Here is a 15,201-nt window from a genome sequence, read left to right on the forward strand (position 1 = left end):
ATCCGACCGCACGGTCCCTCCATCATCGCGGTGGAGGTGATGACGTGTCAGGAAGGTTGCTGCGCACGGTCTGCACGGGGGTGCTCGCCGCGACGACGGCGCTGTCGGGGGTCCCGGCGGCCACGGCGGACGACCCGCCGGACGCGGGAGTGGAGGCCCCGGTACAGGCCGCGGAGACTCCGGTGGAGACCCGCGCGAACCCCCCGGGCGAGGATGCCGAGCCAGAGGGCGCCGAGGACCCCACCGGCGGCACCGATCCGGCCGACGGCACCCCCCTCGACGACGCCGCCGAACTCCCGCCCTCCGGCGGCGACTCCGTCGTGGCGCTCCTCGGCCGGCTCCGGACGCTCTACCGCCGTGCCGAGCAGGCCACCGAGGCCTTCAACGCCACGGACGAGGCCCTGCGCCTCCAGACCGCCGACACCAAGAAGGTCAGCGGCGCCCTCACCGAGGCACGCGAGCGCCTCGCCCAGGGACGGAACGCTGCCGGGCGGCTGGCCAGGGAGCAGTACCAGGGGCGGGTCACGGCCTCGGCGTTCTCCTCGTATCTGCGCCTGCTGCTCGGCGACGACCCCCAGCACGCCCTTGACCAGGGGCGTCTGATGGACCGCGCGGCCCGCGACCGGGCCACCACCGTGTCCCGGCTCACCCTGGCCGAGAAGAGGGCCGACGAGCTCGCGAGCGCCTCCCGCAAGGCCCTGGACCGGCAGCAGACACTCACCGCGCGGCGGCTGAAGCAGCGCGAGGACGTCCGGAAGCGGCTCGCGGAGGTCCAGCGGCTGCTCGCCTCGCTCCCCGCGGACCAGCTCACCCGACTGACCGACCTGGAGCGTACGCAGACGGCGGGGGCGCAGCGCGAACTCCTCGACTCGGGCGTCCTGGACGGCGACCGGACACCGTCCCGGGCGGGCGGCGAGGCCCTGCGGTTCGCGGTGGGCCAGATCGGCAAGCCGTACGTGTGGGGCGCCGAGGGACCGGAGTCGTACGACTGCTCCGGGCTGACCTCCCGGGCGTGGGCGAGCGCCGGCCGGGAGATCCCGCGCACCAGCCAGGAGCAGTGGCGGGCCCTCCCCAGGGTGGAGCTGCGCGAGCTGCGCCCCGGCGACCTGGTCGTCTACTTCCCCGAGGCCACGCACGTGGCGATCTACCTCGGCCACGGACTGGTCGTGCAGGCCCCCCGACCGGGCGCCAAGGTCAAGGTGTCCCCCATCGCCGCCAACCCGCTCCTCGGGGCGGTCCGTCCCGACCCGGACGGCGAGGCCCTGGAGTCGTACACGCCGCCCGATCTCCCCGCCGGAGCCAGGGACGGCACCGACGAGGGGTTCGATCAGGGGACGGCCTGAGCCTGTCGGCGACGCGCCCAGCCCGTCGCCCAGCCCGTCGGCCTGCCCGTCGGCCCCGCCCGTCGGCCCCGCCCGTCGCCCAGCCCGTCGGCCCTGTCCAGGAGCGCCCATGCCAGAGCCCCACCGTCCGACCCCCAGACTCCCCCGTGCGGTGGCGCCGCCCCCGCACGTCTGGTACGCCGCGTACGGCTCCAACATGCACATCGCGCGGCTGCTCCACTACATCACCGGGGGCCGGCCCCCCGGCTCCGCCCGGAGCCACCCCGGCTGCCGCGACCGGACGCCGCCCGCGCGGTCCGTGGCGGTCGTCCTCCCGGGTGCGGTGTACTTCGCCACGGAGTCGGCCGTCTGGACCGGTGGCCGCGGCTTCTACGACCCCGCGGCACGGGGTCCGGCGCTGGCGCGGGCCCATCTGATCACCGCGGGGCAGTTCGCCGACATCGCGGCGCAGGAGATGTACCGGGAGCCGGAGAGCGACCTGGACCTGACCGAGGCCGTCAGCCGGGGCCGCTTCGAACTCGGGCCGGGGCGGTACGAGACACTGGTGTGCCCCGGCACGCTCGACGGCGTCCCGGTCCTCACGCTGACCGCGCCGTGGCGGATGACCGACGTGGCCCTGCGCGAGCCGTCCGCCCCCTACGTCCAGCACCTGGCGGCCGGCCTGAACGAGACCGGAGCATGGCGGCCCGCCGAGATCGCCGCCTACCTGGGCACCTGCCCGGGGGCGGCGGGCCGCTGGACGACCGAGGACGTCCTGGCCCTCATCGACCCCGACTGACCACCCGACGCCGTCGGCGCCGCGAGGCGGAGGAATCGATTCCGCCCACCCGGCGGACCCGCGCGCCGCGTACGGCCCAAATGGGCGGCAGGAAAGATCAGTTACGTCGAAAACCTATGCGATCATGAACGGCGATTTCCGGCCTCTCGCCGGATTCCCTATGGATTGCAGAGGAACATGAAGTTCAACCCGATCGTCCGCGCCCGTCGCGGCCTGCTCGTTCTTGCCGCATCCCTCGGTCTCGTCTTCGGCGCCTTGGCTGTTCCGGCCCAGGCCGCGCCGACCCTCCACTACGGGGGCGCAGTCGAGATCCGCGCGGCCCACTCCGGCCAGTGCCTTGAGGTGGCGGACTGGAGCAAGGCGAACGGCGCTGCCGTCCGCCAGTGGCCCTGCACCGGTGGCGCCAACCAGAAGTGGGAGCGCTACTACTACAGCAGCACGCCCATCGGCGCGTGGTACTACCGGAACGCCAACAGTGGCAAGTGCCTGGAGATCGGCGGCTGGGGACGCAACAACGGTGCGACCGCCAACCAGTGGGACTGTCACTACGGCCTCAACCAGCTGTTCCACGGCGACGGCGTTCTCTACATGGACCCCGACTACGTCTGGCGCAAGTGCCTGGAGATAGCCGACTGGAGCACGCAGCCGGGCGCTCGCGCGCGGCTGTGGGACTGCCACGGCGGCGCCAACCAGGGCTTCAGCATGCGGGCCGTGTGACCCCCCGGGCGGGCGTCGGGCACCTGCCCGGCGCCCGCCCGGCTTTACCCGACCGTCAGGCCCCGGCGACCGACGCCAGGTAGGCCTCGGCCTTCTCCGGGTCGTAGAAGAAGTTCTCGAAGTCGGCCGGGTCGTTGAAACCGTTCGCGAAGCGGTCGGCGACCGGCTGGAGGCCGCCGGCGGCGCCGAGCAGGTTGAGGACGTGCTCCGGCGGGACGCCGAGCATCGCGTTCGTCCACTTGGTGACGTGCTGGGCCGTGTCCCAGTAGCGGTCGAACGTGGCCTGCATCCACTCCTCGTCGAACGGCCTGTCGCCGTGCTCGACGATCGACGCGAGGTAGGTGGCGGCGCACTTGGAGGCCGAGTTCGAGCCCTGGCCGGTGATCGGGTCGTTGGCGACGACGACGTCCGCGACGCCCAGGACCAGACCGCCGCCGGGGAGGTGGCCGATCGGGTTGCGGACGGTCGGGGCGTAGCGGCCCGCGAGGGTGCCGTTGGCGTCGGTCAGCTCGACCTTGGTCGCGCGCGCGTACTCCCAGGGCGTGAACCTCTCCATCAGCTCCAGGGTCAGCGACAGGTGCTCCGCCGGGTCCTTGACGCCCCGGAAGACGTCGAGCGGACCGCCGGGGACGCCCTCCCAGAAGAGGATGTCCGCGCGGCCCGAGGTGGTCAGCGTCGGCATGACGAAGAGCTCGCCGACGCCGGGGACCAGGTTGCAGCGCACGGCGTCGAAGTCCGGGTGCTCGGGGCGCGGGCCGAGGCCGTGGACGTACGCGACGGCCAGCGCGCGCTGCGGCTCGCCGTACGGGGAACGGGCGGCGTCCCGCCCGAACATGGAGACCAGCTCGCCCTTTCCGGCGGAGACGAGCACCAGGTCGTACGTGCGGGAGAAGAAGTCCAGGTCGGAGACTGCCGCGCCGTGGATGACGAGCTGCCCGCCGCGCTGGGCGAAGGTCTCCATCCAGCCGGCCATCTTCACGCGCTGGTCGACGGACTGGGCGTAGCCGTCGAGCTTCCCGACCCAGTCGACGGCCCTCCCCCGGCTACCGCCGGGGGTACCCCCGGACTCCGGGCCGGCGACGGAGACGCCGAGTCCCTCGATCCGGGGAGCCTGGGACTCCCAGAAGTTGATGCCGAGGTCGCGCTCGTGCTGGAGCGCGGTGTCGAACATGCACTGGGTGGACATGACCCGGCCGGCCCGGATCTCGTCCGCCGTGCGGTTGGACATGAGGGTGACCTCGTACCCCTGCGACTGGAGTCCGAGGGCGAGCTGGAGGCCGGACTGACCGGCTCCGACGATGAGTATCTTCCGCATGGCGGGTGTCCTTACGACGGGTCCGACTATTCGGGGGAGGATTCGAGCGCGTGCCCGACCATCGCGAGCAGGGTCTCGACGACGCTGTACCGCTTGCGCGCGTCCATGATCACGACGGGTACGTGCGGGGGCACCGTCAGGGCGTCCCGGACGTCCTCGGGCTCGAACCGCTCGGTTCCCTCGAAGTGGTTGACGGCGACGATGTACGGCAGCCCGCAGCTCTCGAAGTAGTCGAGGGCGGTGAAGCAGTCGGCCAGCCGACGGGTGTCGGCGAGCACGATCGCGCCGATCGCGCCCCGCACCAGGTCGTCCCACATGAACCAGAAGCGCTGCTGGCCGGGCGTACCGAAGACGTACAGGACGAGGTCGTCGTCGAGGGTGATCCGGCCGAAGTCCATCGCCACGGTCGTGGTGAGCTTCTCGGGCGTCGCGGAGAGATCGTCGGTCTCCTCGCTCGCCTGCGTCATCAGGGCCTCGGTCTGGAGCGGGGTGATCTCCGAGACTGCCCGGACGAAGGTCGTCTTGCCGACGCCGAACCCGCCCGCGACGACGACCTTGGTCGCTACGGGGGCCCGGGTGTGGTCCAGCTGCCAGTCCCGGGCGCCGTCCTCCGTGGCGACGTCGGCGGGTCGGGGCTGTGCGGGGATTCCGGCGGACGCCGGGGCTGCGGCTTCAGAGACGGCGGAGTCCACTCAGCACCCTTTCGAGGAGCGCGCGGTCGGGCTGGCCGGTGCCGTGACCGGTCCCGTACACACGGATCTTTCCCTGGTCGGCCAGGTCGCTGAGCAGCACGCGAACGACACCCAGCGGCATCCTCAGGAGCGCCGAGATCTCAGCGACGGTACGCATGCGGCGGCAGATCTCGACGATGGCCCGCATCTCCGGCATGAGCCCGCGGGCGGGGCCGCCGTCCGTGAGCACCTTGCGCTCCGGCGCTGCCGCCAGCGCCGCGACGAACGTCTCGACGAGCAGGACGTGACCGAAGCGGGTGCGGCCGCCGGTGAGGGAGTACGGGCGCACGCGCGCGGGGCGGCGGCCCTCACCCCGTACCGGCAGCTTGTGGGCGTGATAGACCGACGGCACGGACGTCACTGGGCGCTCTCCATCGATTTGCGCAGCTCACTGCGGAGTTCGGGGGTGAGTACGTGTCCGGCGCGGCCGACGAAGAGGGCCATGTGGTACGCCACGACGCTCATGTCGCAGTCCGGCTCGGCGTGCACGCCGAGCAGTGAGCCGTCGCTGATGGACATGACGAAGACGCTGCCCTCGTCCATCGCCACCATCGTCTGCTTGACCCCGCCGCCGTCCATCAGCCGGGCGGCGCCGACGGTGAGGCTGCCGATGCCGGAGACGATCGTGGCGAGGTCGGCGCTTGATCCCCGCGGGCCGGTCGGGCGCTCCGCGGCGGGCGCGGCGTTCTGTGCCGCCGGGTCGGACGAGAGCAGGAGGAGTCCGTCGGAGGAGACGACGGCGACCGAGCGGACCCCGGGCACCTCCTCGACGAGGTTGCCCAGCAGCCAGTGCAGATTGCGGGCTTCCCTGCTCAGTCCGAATGTTCCGGTCGCAGTCAACTACGTGCCTCCTCGACTGTGTCCCCCGACTTCTCCTCTGTACGCGCGGTGTCCACGGCCGCGTTCCCGGTCTCGGTCTCGATCTCGGCCGTGGTCTCGGCTCTCCTGTCCCCGGTTCCGGTCGCGGTCGCCGCCCCGATCTCGGCCTCCACGTCGCGGCGGCCCTCCTTGGCCCCCTGATGGAAGCCGCCGAGCCGGCGGCGCAGGGCCTCGGCGTCCACTCCGCCCGTACGGGGGGTGGGCGAGGTGTCGGACTGCTGGACGATCTTCGGAGTGCGCTTGGGCAGGCCCTTGTCCGTGAGGCGCTGTGCGCCGGGCCCGGTCTCCTCGGAGGCGCGCTCGTGGGCGTCGGGCTCCGGGGAGGGGTCGGGGAGGCGGACCTGGAGCGTGGTCTCGGCGAGCGCCGGCCCGGCGGACTCGACCGACTCGGAGTGCCCGGCGGGCGCGGCGGACTCGGAGTGGCCGGCGGGCGCGGTGTGCCCGGCGGAGTCGGAGTGGCCGGCGGGCGCGGTGTGCCCGGCGGAGTCGGAGTGGCCGGCGGGCGCGGGGGACTGGGCGGACTCTGCCCGCCCGGCGGGCCCGGTGCTCTCGGCGGCCTCCGCAGCCGTGTTCGTCTCCTCCTCCGCCGCCTCGAAGGCGCGCTCCGCGGCCTCCACGAGCGGGTCGCGCGTGCGGGACGGCAGGGTGTTGGAGTTGGCCTCGGCGACCGAGCCCGGCAGGTTCAGCGTGGGGGCCGCGCCCGCGACCGGGACGGCCGGCGGGCCCGCGGCCGGCGGGGCCGCCGGGAGCAGCGGCAGCGGCAGGACGACGACGGCCGCGATGCCCCCCTGCTTCTGCTCCCTCAGCTGCACCCGTACGCCGTGACGCGCGGCGAGCAGGGCGGTGACGCGGATGCCGAGCCCCTCCCCCGCGACGTCGGCCGGGTCGGCCTCGGCGAGCCGGGCGTTGAGCTCGACGAGCCGGGACTCGGTCATGCCGATGCCCTCGTCCTGGACGGAGAGCATGACCTCGCCGGACTCCAGGAGCCAGCCGGAGAGCTGGACCTGGGTGTCGGGCGGCGAGAAGGAGGTGGCGTTCTCCAGGAGTTCGGCGATCAGGTGGCTGAGGTCGTCCGCGGCGAAGCCGGCGATGTGGGCGTGCGGCGGCAGGGACTGGATCGCGACCCGCTCGTACCGCTCGATCTCGCTGACGGCGGCGCGGAGCACGTCCACGAGCGGGACGGGCCCGGGGTGGCCGTGGACGTGCTCGTGGCCTGCGAGGACGAGGAGGTTCTCGCTGTGGCGGCGCATCACGGTCGCCATGTGGTCGAGCTTGAAGAGGGTGGCGAGCCGTTCCGGGTCCTGTTCCCGCTCCTCCAGCTTCTCGATCACGCCGAGCTGGCGCTCCACCAGGCCGAGGCTGCGCAGCGAGAGGTTGACGAAGGTGTGGTGGACGCTGTGCCGGAGCCGTTCGAGCTCGGCGGTGAGGAGTGCGGTGTGGCCCTGGAGTTCGGCGCGCTGGGCGGCGAGCTCCGCGGTGAGGGCCTCACGGGATCCGGTGAGGTCGGCACGCTCGCTGTCGAGCCGCGCGGTGCGCCGGCCGAGGTCGGCGAGCTTGCCGTGGAGCGTGTTGAGGGACCGTACGACCTGGGCGAACTCGTCGTTGCGGCCGGTGAAGCGGACCGGCTCCTCGGTCTCCGGCTCCGGGGCGGCGGCGAGGCGCGCGGCGCCGATGCGCAGCACGGCGAGCGGGCGGGTGAGGGTGCGGGCGACGTAGGTGGAGATGCCGATCGCGACCAGGAGGCAGCCGCCGAGGAAGGCGATGCGCACTTCGAGCGCCGTGACGTCGTCGTCGCGGAGCTGGGAGAGGCGCTCCACCCGGGTGGCGGCGAGGGCCGACTCGACGCCGCGCATCTGCTCGACACGGGCGGAGAGCGCGGCCTCCAGCTTCTCCGGGTCGGTCTTGCGCTCGGACTTGCTGAGCTCCGGCTGGTCGGTGAGCCGGGCCAGGAGCCGCTCGGCGTTCTTGACGTCGGGGCCGGTGACGGTGGCGGCGAGGGAGTCGCGTCCGGTGCTGGAGGCGGCCTGGTCGAAGTCGGCGAGGGTGGCCAGTTCGCGGACCCGGGCCTGCTGGGCGGCGGCCGTGAGGGCGTTGCGGATCCGCTCGGCCTCGTCGGCGCCCTCCGCCTTGACGGGGACGTACGTGCCGGTGATCGGGTCGTAGGCGACACCGCTGGACTCGGGCTGGGGCACGGCCAGGGCGGCGAGGAGCAGTCCGCGCGTGGCGGACGCCTGCTCGACGGCGCGACCGAGGGCGGCGGGCGCCCTGGTGTCCTGGGCGGCGCGGGCCGGGGTCTGTTCGGCCAGCTCTTCGGCGAGCGCCTGGAGCTTGGCGATGACGTCCGTGTACGCCTTGTGGGCCTCCAGGGCGGTGCCCTTGCCGGTGAGCGCGGTACGGCGGATGGAGGGCAGGCCGGCGAGGTCGCGGCGCAGTTCGGCGGGGGCGGCCGGCCGGATCTCGTCTATCTGGCGGTCGACGCGGGTGGACCGGGCGCTGGTGACCTGCCGCTTCTCGTCGGTGTCGCCCTTCTGCTCGTCGCGGCCCGCGGCGATGTACGCGACGACCTCGTCGCGCTCGTCGGCGAGGGAGTGCGCGAGGGTGACGGCCTGGCGGTCGAGTTCGGCGAGGGTGACCAGGCTCTGGGAGTCGCTCAGTGCACCGGAGGCGGTGAGGACCGCTGGGGCGCCGGCGGCGAGGACGGTGACGCCGACGAGGGCCACACCGGCGACGAGGCGGTTGCGGACGCGCTTGGAGCGGCCCGGCTTCGCCTGCGGGGGCACGGCGGCGGGGCCCGTGCCCGCCTGCGCGGGTACGACGGCGGGGCCCGTGGCGTCGCCCGTGCTCAGCGGGTCACCGGGGGCCTGGCTCCGGCTGCCGTTGTTGCTCCGAGGCCGCTTCTTCTGCACCGGTGCTCGCATTCTCGACTCGTCCGCCCATGAAGCAGAGGTGACGACCGGTCACGTGTTAGAGCGCCCCCACCCCTGGTACGGCTTCCGACCATTCCAGCGCTTCTGGGAAGGGGACGCGCATCGGCCGCTCCGCCACCCGAACGAGTGAACAACAATCCCGAGTTGGGGAACAACTTCCGGCGGCGCCCTCCGCACGTCCGCGCGGTGCGCCGGTTGGATCTTCCGCCCCGCCTTTGGCAGGATGCCCACCCGCAGCTTGCCGGAGGTTCCGCTTCCGCCTCTCGTGCGGCCCTGGAGGCCTTGGTACAGGCCATGTTCGGCTCCATGGAGACGCCGTGAAGGCGCGGTGCGGGCCCGGTCGGCCGAGGGCAGACTGGGGATCATGCGCACCGAAGTCGCCACCCTCCCCGGCCACCCCGAACGCCCCAACGAGGACTGGGCGGCCACGGCTCTTCCCGCGTCCGGCGCGGGCGGGACGGTGGTGGTCCTCGACGGGGTGACACCGCCGGCGGGCGATGACGGTTGTGTGCACGACGTGCCGTGGTTCACCGCCCGCCTGGGCGGCGCACTGACCGAACTGTCCGCTTCGCGGCGTGACATGACGCTGGACGGGATCCTCGCGGAGGCAATCCGGCGAACCGCGGACGCCCACCGCGACAGCTGTGACCTTTCTCACGTACGCACGCCCCAGGCGACCGTGTCGATGGCGCGCTGGGACGCGGCGACCGTCGAGTACCTCGTGCTGTCGGACGCCGTGCTCCTCCTGGCAGCGCCCGACGGGTCCGTACGGGCGGTGCTCGACGACCGTCTCGACAGGATCCCGGACACGGTCAGGCGTTCGCTGGAGGCGACGGACCGGCTGCGGAACCGCGAGGGCGGCTTCTTCACGGCCGCGGCGGACCCGGACGTGGCACGGCGGGCGGTCACCGGGACGACGCCCCGGGCGGCCGTGCGGGCGCTGGCGGCGCTCACGGACGGGGCGGCGCGCTGGGTGGAGCTGTTCGGGCAGGGCGACTGGGCGGACTGCATGGGGGTGCTCGGGAAGGAGGGCGCCCACGGGCTGCTGGCGCGCGTCCGGTCGCTGGAGGCGGGGAACGAGGCGGCGGGCCGGAGCCTTCGCTGGAAGCTCCACGACGACGCGACGGCGGTGTACACGGTCCTCTGAACGGGCCCGGCCCAGGGTCCTCCCAGGGCTCAGCCCTCGGCGCGGGTGTTCAGCTGGTGGAGCAGGCGGGCCAGTTCGGCCACCTCGCCGCGGTCCCAGTCCGCGAGCTTGCGGACGTACCGCCCGCGCCGCGCGTCCCGTACCCGCCGGAAGCGGAGCCGGCCCTCCTCGGTCAGCCGCACGAGCGAGGCGCGTCCGTCGGCGGGGTCGGGGTCGCGGGCGACGAGTCCGAGCTCTTCGAGGGCGCGCAGCTGGCGGCTCATGGTCGCCTTGCCGACGCCGAAGTAGCCCGCGAGTTCGGTGGCGCGCTGGGGCCCGGTGTCGTCGAGCCGCACGAAGAGTCCGTACGCGGAGGATTCGAGCTCGGGATGGACCTCGCGGGCCATCTCGCCGGACTGGGCGCGGGCGCGGCGCAGAAAGACCGCCAGTTCCCGTTCCAGGGCGAGGAACTCCTGGTCCACACCACTCCTCGCAGTGGACTCGCCTTCACTCCCCGTACCGCTTCCGTGCACGTCAGCACCCCTCGCGCGCTTTCCGGTCGCTGAAAGTTTCCTTCGTCCGCGGTCATCGCCGCAGCTCCTTCAGTATTTCGCAGGCGTAGACCAACGGCGGCACCCGGCCCCCCTTCCGCCGAACCGGTCTACGTGCGTAGCGTCTTGAATGACATGTCCACACCAGGACTGTCCGGCACGCTCCCCCACCGAGCCTTTCGGAGGCACGCAATGCCCGTGCACAGATCCGGAAAGACCCTCGCCGGCGCCGCTCTCGCGGCCCTGGCCCTCCTCCTGCCCCTCGCCCTCACCGGCCCGGCGAACGCCGCCGACACCGACGCAGTTCCCCCACGCGGCTCCGCCCACATGGGCATGGGCGTCATCGAACACGACGGCCGGAGCGGCACGCCCGGAACGCCCCGGGTCGCCCAGACCGAAGGCGTGGACGTCTCCAGCCACCAGGGGAACGTGGCCTGGTCCACGCTGTGGAACAGCGGGGTGAAGTGGGCCTACGTCAAGGCGACGGAAGGCACCTACTACAAGAACCCCTACTTCGCGCAGCAGTACAACGGTTCGTACAACGTGGGCATGATCCGCGGCGCGTACCACTTCGCCACCCCGGACACGACCACGGGCACGGCTCAGGCCGACTACTTCGTCAACAACGGCGGCGGGTGGTCCAGGGACGGCAAGACCCTGCCGGGCGCGCTGGACATCGAGTGGAACCCGTACGGCGCCACCTGTTACGGCAAGTCGCAGTCGGCGATGGTCACGTGGATCCGCGACTTCCTGAACCGCTACAAGGCGCGGACCGGTCGTGACGCGGTGATCTACACGGCGACGAGCTGGTGGACGCAGTGCACGGGCAACTACGCCGGCTTCGGCGCGAGCAACCCGCTGTGGATCGCGCGGTACGCCTCGACGGTCGGCACACTGCCGGCCGGCTGGCCGTACTACACGATGTGGCAGTACACCTCGACCGGTCCGACGGTCGGCGACCACAACCGCTTCAACGGCGACCTCTCGCGCGTGAAGGCGCTGGCGAACGGCTGAGCCGGCCTTCACCCTCGTTCGGCGGTCTCCGGGATGCGCGGCGGCGCGTCCGGGAGACCGCCTTCGCCTTCCCGCTCCTCCGTCGCCCGCCTTCCCCACTCCCCCGCCGCCGGCCTGCCTCACTCCCTCGCCGCCCGCCGCCCGCCGCTCGCCGACCCACTCCCCCGTCGCCCGACGACCCCACCCCTGCGCCCTCCCCGCCTTTTTCGCTCCCCCTCTTGCCGATTGGTATGGACCAATGCGAGTCTCTGAGGCGACGCGTGCGGCTTTCAACTTCCGTACGCCACGCGCTCATTGCTCGTTCCGTCCTCCCCCACGCACGAGAGAGAGCCCCGACATGCCGTCCTCGTACCGCCGCACCGCCGCAGCCGTCACCCTGTCCGCGGCCGCGCTGATCCCCCTCACCCCGTCCGCCGCGGGAGCGCACGGCGCGGTCTTCAACCCGGTGAGCCGGGTCGCGGCCTGCTACGCGGAGGGGCCCGAGTCCCCCGACTCCCAGGTCTGCAAGGACCTCGTCGCCGACTCCGGAACCCAGCCGCTCTACGACTGGAACGAGGTGAACATCGCCAACGCCGACGGGCAGCACCAGGTGGTCATCCCCGACGGCAAGCTCTGCTCGGCCAACCGCGAGAAGTACCGCGCGCTGGACTGGGCCCGGACGGACTGGCCCGCGACGGCGGTCGGGGCGGGCTCCTTCGACTTCAAGGTCCGGGTCACGGCGCCCCATTCGGGCACGATGACGGTCTACATCACCAAGCAGGGCTTCGACCCCACCAAGCCGCTGAAGTGGTCGGACCTGGACGCGACGCCCGTGGCCACCTACGCCACCCCGCGCACCTCGACGGACGGCTACTACGACTTCACCGGCGACCTGCCCGCGCGCACCGGCCGCCACATCGTCTACAAGGTCTGGCAGCGCAACGACAGCCCGGAGGCGTTCTACAGCTGCTCGGACGTCACCTACGGCGGTGCGACGACGGTGGCGGGCTCGGCACCGAGCGAGGCCAAGATCGCCGCGGGTGCCGACCGTTCGACGGTGAGCCACGCGGGTCATGGCGGTGACGAGCAGGCCCCGGCGCTCTCGGCCGAGGCCGCGCGGACCTCCCCGTCCCCGCTCCCCCTGGCCCTCGCGGGGGCGGGCGCGCTGGCGGCCTTCGGCGCGGGCAGCCTGCTCCTGACGCGGCGCCGGAACGTGTCGTAGGCGGCGGTACGAGTGGAGCGGGGCGCCCCCGATCAGGGACGCCCCGCTCCTCGTACGGCGGCACCGCCGTACCGCGTGTCGCCGCACTCCGTACAGCAGTACCGCCGTACCGCGTGCCGCCGTACCGCCTACGCGGCCGCGCTCACCGTCACCTCCGCCGGGGTGAGGGCGATCTCCAGGACCTGGCGGACGTCCGTCACCGGGTGGACCTCCAGCCTCTCCAGGATCTCGGCCGGGACGTCGTCCAGGTCCGCCTCGTTCCGCTTCGGGATCACGACCGTCGTGACGCCGGCCCGGTGGGCCGCGAGCAGCTTCTGCTTCACGCCGCCGATCGGGAGGACCCGGCCGGTCAGCGACACCTCACCGGTCATCGCCACGTCCGTCCGGACCAGCCGGCCGGAGAGCAGCGACGCCAGGGCCGTCGTCATCGTGATGCCCGCACTCGGGCCGTCCTTCGGCACCGCTCCCGCCGGGAAGTGGATGTGCACGCCCCGGTCCTTCAGACCGGTCACGGGCAGCTCCAGCTCCGCGCCGTGCGAACGCAGGAAGGAGAGCGCGATCTGCGCGGACTCCTTCATGACGTCGCCCAGCTGGCCCGTCAGGGTCAGCCCCGCCGCGCCCGTCTCCGGGTCGGCGAGCGACGCCTCCACGAAGAGGACGTCACCGCCCGCGCCCGTGACGGCAAGCCCGGTCGCCACGCCCGGAACCGCCGTACGGCGCTCGGCCGGGTCCTGGGCGGACTCCGGGATGTGGTGCGGACGCCCGATCAGCCCGCGCAGATCGTCGACGCCGACCGTGAACGGCAGCTCCCGGTCTCCCAGTTCGTGCTGCGCCGCGACCTTCCGCAGCAGCCGCGCGATGGACCGCTCCAGGTTCCGTACGCCCGCCTCACGGGTGTACTCGCCCGCCAGCTTCCGCAGCGACGCGTCCGCCAGGACCACCTCACCCGGCTCCAGACCCGCACGCTCCAGCTGCCGGGGCAGCAGGTGGTCGCGGGCGATGACGACCTTCTCGTCCTCCGTGTACCCGTCGAGGCGCACCAGCTCCATCCGGTCGAGCAGCGCCTCCGGGATGGCTTCCAGGACGTTCGCCGTCGCCAGGAAGACGACGTCGGAGAGGTCGAGTTCGACCTCCAGGTAGTGGTCGCGGAAGGTGTGGTTCTGCGCCGGGTCGAGGACTTCGAGGAGCGCGGCCGCCGGGTCGCCTCGGTAGTCGGAGCCGACCTTGTCGATCTCGTCGAGCAGGACCACCGGGTTCATCGACCCGGCCTCCTTGATCGCCCGTACGATCCGGCCCGGCAGCGCGCCGACGTACGTACGGCGGTGGCCGCGGATCTCCGCCTCGTCCCGAACGCCGCCGAGCGCGACCCGGACGAACTTCCGTCCCATCGCGTGCGCGACCGATTCGCCCAGCGACGTCTTTCCCACACCGGGCGGGCCGACCAGGGCCAGGACCGCGCCGCCGCGACGGCCGCCGACGACCCCGAGCCCGCGCTCGGCGCGCCGCTTGCGGACCGCCAGGTACTCGGTGATCCGTTCCTTCACGTCGTCCAGGCCCGCGTGCTCGGCGTCGAGGATCGCCTTGGCACCCTGGATGTCGTACTGGTCCTCGGTCCTCTCGTTCCACGGCAGTTCGAGGACGGTGTCGAGCCAGGTGCGGATCCAGGAGCCCTCCGGGGACTGGTCGCTGGACCGCTCCAGCTTCTCGACCTCCTTGAGCGCCGCCTCTCGCACGCTCGACGGCAGGTCGGCGGCCTCGACGCGGGCCCGGTAGTCGTCGGACTCGTCGCCGTCCGTCTCGCCGTTGAGGTCGCGCAGCTCCTTGCGTACGGCGTCGAGCTGGCGGCGCAGCAGGAACTCGCGCTGCTGCTTGTCGACGCCCTCCTGGACGTCCTTCGCGATGGACTCGGCCACGTCCTGCTCGGCCAGGTGGTCGCGGAGCTGGGCCGTGGCGAGCCTGAGGCGGGCGACCGGGTCGGCGGTCTCCAGGAGCTCGACCTTCTGCTCAAGGGTGAGGAAGGGCGAGTAGCCGGAGTTGTCGGCGAGGGCGGAGACGCCGTCGATCTGCTGGACGCGGTCCACGACCTGCCAGGCGCCGCGCTTCTTCAGCCAGCTGGTGGCCAGCGCCTTGTACTCCTTGACCAGCTCGGTCACGGAGCCGGGCAGCGGGTCGGGCAGGGCCTCCTCGACGGCGGTGCCCTCGACCCAGAGAGCGGCGCCGGGGCCCGTCGTACCGGCACCGATCCTGACGCGTCCGCGGCCGCGGACGAGCGCGCCGGGGTCGCCGTCGGACAACCGGCCGACCTGCTCGACGGTGCCGAGGACGCCGGTCCCGGCGTACGTCCCGTCGACCCGGGGCACGAGGAGCACCCTGGGCTTGCCGGTCCCGGAACGGGCGGCGGCCTGGGCGGCCTCGACCGCGGCGCGTACGTCGTTGTCGGACAGGTCCAGCGGCACGACCATCCCGGGCAGCACGACCTCGTCGTCGAGCGGCAGCACAGGCAGAGTGAGCGGCACGGACGCCATGGACTCAGCAGCCATGATCTCCCCTTCGGCAGTCAAGTTGAGCTATGTGGACTCAATGCACATGAGCCGTGGGATGTTCCCCAAGGGGCGTTCG

The 15,201-nt window shown here is 72.7% G+C and carries 13 protein-coding genes; 6 read left to right on the forward strand and 7 right to left on the reverse strand.

The genetic code is table 11. From position 1 onward, the window contains the following. Positions 1 to 44 precede the first annotated feature (44 nt). The 3 genes from ACFUJR_RS08655 (at position 45) to ACFUJR_RS08665 (ending at position 2,838) form a co-directional block, all read left to right on the forward strand. Positions 45 to 1,343 (forward strand): NlpC/P60 family protein, encoded by a 1,299-nt coding sequence (locus ACFUJR_RS08655; RefSeq protein WP_383174192.1) that lies wholly within the window; start codon positions 45 to 47, stop codon positions 1,341 to 1,343. A 109-nt stretch (positions 1,344 to 1,452) separates the two neighbouring features. Further along, positions 1,453 to 2,121 carry a histone deacetylase gene (locus tag ACFUJR_RS08660; protein WP_383174195.1) on the forward strand — a complete coding sequence of 223 codons (669 nt, stop codon included), beginning with the start codon at positions 1,453 to 1,455 and terminating at the stop codon, positions 2,119 to 2,121. Between the two features lie 177 nt (positions 2,122 to 2,298). Beyond that, on the forward strand, positions 2,299 to 2,838 hold the full coding sequence (locus ACFUJR_RS08665) for an RICIN domain-containing protein (RefSeq protein WP_383174198.1): 540 nt from the start codon (positions 2,299 to 2,301) through the stop codon (positions 2,836 to 2,838). 55 nt (positions 2,839 to 2,893) lie between these two features. On the opposite strand, the gene ACFUJR_RS08670 is transcribed toward ACFUJR_RS08665, so the two are convergent. From ACFUJR_RS08670 to ACFUJR_RS08690, 5 genes are read right to left on the reverse strand one after another with little or no spacing between them, the layout of a single operon-like run. Beyond that, on the reverse strand, positions 2,894 to 4,153 hold the full coding sequence (locus tag ACFUJR_RS08670) for a styrene monooxygenase/indole monooxygenase family protein (RefSeq protein WP_383174679.1): 1,260 nt from the start codon (positions 4,151 to 4,153) through the stop codon (positions 2,894 to 2,896). A gap of 26 nt (positions 4,154 to 4,179) precedes the next feature. Continuing rightward, on the reverse strand, positions 4,180 to 4,845 hold the full coding sequence (locus tag ACFUJR_RS08675) for an ATP/GTP-binding protein (RefSeq protein WP_383174676.1): 666 nt from the start codon (positions 4,843 to 4,845) through the stop codon (positions 4,180 to 4,182). Continuing rightward, a complete protein-coding gene (locus ACFUJR_RS08680) occupies positions 4,826 to 5,245 on the reverse strand; it encodes a DUF742 domain-containing protein (protein WP_383174673.1) in 420 nt (139 codons plus the stop codon). The genes ACFUJR_RS08675 and ACFUJR_RS08680 overlap by 20 nt, the downstream gene beginning before the upstream one ends. Continuing rightward, entirely contained in the window at positions 5,242 to 5,724 is a 483-nt protein-coding gene (locus ACFUJR_RS08685; RefSeq protein ID WP_383174670.1) for a roadblock/LC7 domain-containing protein, read from the reverse strand. The genes ACFUJR_RS08680 and ACFUJR_RS08685 overlap by 4 nt, the downstream gene beginning before the upstream one ends. Then, positions 5,721 to 8,669, reverse strand: coding sequence for a nitrate- and nitrite sensing domain-containing protein (locus tag ACFUJR_RS08690; RefSeq protein ID WP_383174684.1), 2,949 nt, complete (start codon positions 8,667 to 8,669; stop codon positions 5,721 to 5,723). The genes ACFUJR_RS08685 and ACFUJR_RS08690 overlap by 4 nt, the downstream gene beginning before the upstream one ends. A gap of 385 nt (positions 8,670 to 9,054) precedes the next feature. Here ACFUJR_RS08690 and ACFUJR_RS08695 point away from each other — a divergent pair, with 385 nt between their 5' ends. Further along, positions 9,055 to 9,837: a hypothetical protein gene (locus tag ACFUJR_RS08695; RefSeq protein ID WP_383174668.1), complete on the forward strand. Its 783-nt coding sequence runs from the start codon at positions 9,055 to 9,057 to the stop codon at positions 9,835 to 9,837. Between the two features lie 29 nt (positions 9,838 to 9,866). Here the strand turns inward: ACFUJR_RS08695 and ACFUJR_RS08700 are convergent, their stop codons facing one another. After that, complete coding sequence (locus ACFUJR_RS08700) at positions 9,867 to 10,349, reverse strand: MarR family winged helix-turn-helix transcriptional regulator (protein WP_383174665.1); 483 nt, start codon at positions 10,347 to 10,349, stop codon at positions 9,867 to 9,869. 210 nt (positions 10,350 to 10,559) lie between these two features. Here ACFUJR_RS08700 and ACFUJR_RS08705 point away from each other — a divergent pair, with 210 nt between their 5' ends. Beyond that, a complete protein-coding gene (locus ACFUJR_RS08705; protein ID WP_383174662.1) occupies positions 10,560 to 11,381 on the forward strand; it encodes a lysozyme in 822 nt (273 codons plus the stop codon). Positions 11,382 to 11,718: 337 nt separating this feature from the next. Continuing rightward, complete coding sequence (locus ACFUJR_RS08710; RefSeq protein WP_383174659.1) at positions 11,719 to 12,582, forward strand: lytic polysaccharide monooxygenase; 864 nt, start codon at positions 11,719 to 11,721, stop codon at positions 12,580 to 12,582. A 128-nt stretch (positions 12,583 to 12,710) separates the two neighbouring features. Here the strand turns inward: ACFUJR_RS08710 and lon are convergent, their stop codons facing one another. Further along, positions 12,711 to 15,122 (reverse strand): endopeptidase La, encoded by a 2,412-nt coding sequence (gene lon / locus ACFUJR_RS08715; RefSeq protein ID WP_383174656.1) that lies wholly within the window; start codon positions 15,120 to 15,122, stop codon positions 12,711 to 12,713. Between the last annotated feature and the right edge of the window lie 79 nt (positions 15,123 to 15,201).

It is taken from the genome of Streptomyces sp. NPDC057271 (assembly GCF_042668715.1).
GTDB lineage: Bacteria > Actinomycetota > Actinomycetes > Streptomycetales > Streptomycetaceae > Streptomyces.